This window comes from uncultured Jannaschia sp. (assembly GCF_947494025.1).
Lineage (GTDB): Bacteria > Pseudomonadota > Alphaproteobacteria > Rhodobacterales > Rhodobacteraceae > Jannaschia.
In genome coordinates this window covers 1-1,248 of the sequence record NZ_CANLTQ010000105.1, presented here as the reverse complement: position 1 = coordinate 1,248, position 1,248 = coordinate 1, and the positions used below count along the sequence as shown (strand labels likewise).

The following is a 1,248-nucleotide window of genomic DNA, read 5'->3' as shown; positions in this document are numbered from 1 at the left end:
CCCTGCCGCGGGGCGTTTTCATGTGCCGCAGCAAACCTAACCCTCCCAGGATAAGCCCGCGCCATGCCAAACCCCAAACAAATCCTCTGTATTAAATGGGGCAACCGGTACAGCCCCGATTATGTCAATCGGTTGTATGGAATGGTAGCGCGAAATATTACCCCGCCGTTTACATTCACCGTTCTCACCGACGATGCTCATGGGTTGCGGCCGGAGGTAAGGCACGCACCAATTCCTGATGTCGGTGTCGAGATGCCACACGGCGTGCCGGGGAAGTGGCCGAAGGCGGCTCTATGGGCCAATGAATTGTCGGACCTAAAGGGACCGGTCCTGTTCGTGGACCTAGATGTGGTCATTTTACGTTCGCTTGACGAGTTCTTCGACTACGGTAACCCGGAGGATGTCTTTCTGTCCCGCAATGCGGCAAAGCCCTTCCATAGAATCGGACAGACCTCACTATTCCGGTTTCCAGTCGGGAAACTCGAGCCCATTCTTGAGAAGTTTCGAACTGATCCTCAAGCTGTTGGCGCGAAATATCGTTACGAGCAGAACTACGTGACATCGAATGCGCCCGGGGGCGTTCGCTTCTGGCCGAGGTCTTGGGTGAAGCACTTTCGCATTCAGTGTGTGCCTCTATTTCCTCTTAATCTTATTATGGCCCCGAAAAAGCCGAAAAGCGCTAAGGTAATAATCTTCGCGGGTCACCTAAATCCGCCGGATGCTATAGCAGGGCGGTGGAACCGAAAAGAAGAACATCGAAGCGTTCGCAATCATCTTAAAGATGTCAGAAGAAACCGCCTTGGATACAAGGCTGTGAGAAGCTACGTCCATCCGACGAAGTGGGTTGAGGAGGCGTGGCGGGACTGAAGCACTGTTTTCTTTTTTAAGCCTGACGTATTTTTCTAAAAGTCTTTGTCTATGTGTTAAGGCAGTTTGCCCCTATCCTGACTCACGGGGGATTCCTGATGGGTCGTTTGTCCGGTTCGCTTTCGACGGGAGGTGGAACATGGGCACGTTCCACGCGATGGAGCTTCACGGGCGGGTCCTCGGCCGCATCGCCGCGGATCATTCGTGCCGGGCGGCGGCGCGGGTGGTCGCCGGAGCGGCAGGGTCGCGCACCGGGAACCGCGGGTGAGCCCAAGCCGAACATGGCGTTCCCGGCCGGGATCGTCGTAAGCGTCCAGTCTGACCGCCCTTACCCGGTGGCATTCCAAGGCAGCAGGTCATCCACGCGGGTGATCTTGTAGT

Annotated in this window: 2 protein-coding genes; both read left to right on the top strand. The window is 55.9% G+C overall.

What is annotated here, in order from left to right:
• Positions 1-63: 63 nt before the first annotated feature.
• Entirely contained in the window at positions 64-867 is an 804-nt protein-coding gene (locus Q1B08_RS21450) for a glycosyl transferase (protein WP_299823396.1), read from the top strand.
• Between the two features lie 139 nt (positions 868-1,006).
• On the top strand, positions 1,007-1,135 hold the full coding sequence (locus Q1B08_RS21445; protein ID WP_299823393.1) for a hypothetical protein: 129 nt from the start codon (positions 1,007-1,009) through the stop codon (positions 1,133-1,135).
• Positions 1,136-1,248 lie beyond the last annotated feature (113 nt).

Coding starts and splice junctions, on each gene's coding strand:
- Q1B08_RS21450 (WP_299823396.1), top strand. CDS start 64: ATGCCAAACCCCAAACAAATCCTCTGTATTAAATGGGGCAACCGGTAC.
- Q1B08_RS21445 (WP_299823393.1), top strand. CDS start 1,007: ATGGGCACGTTCCACGCGATGGAGCTTCACGGGCGGGTCCTCGGCCGC.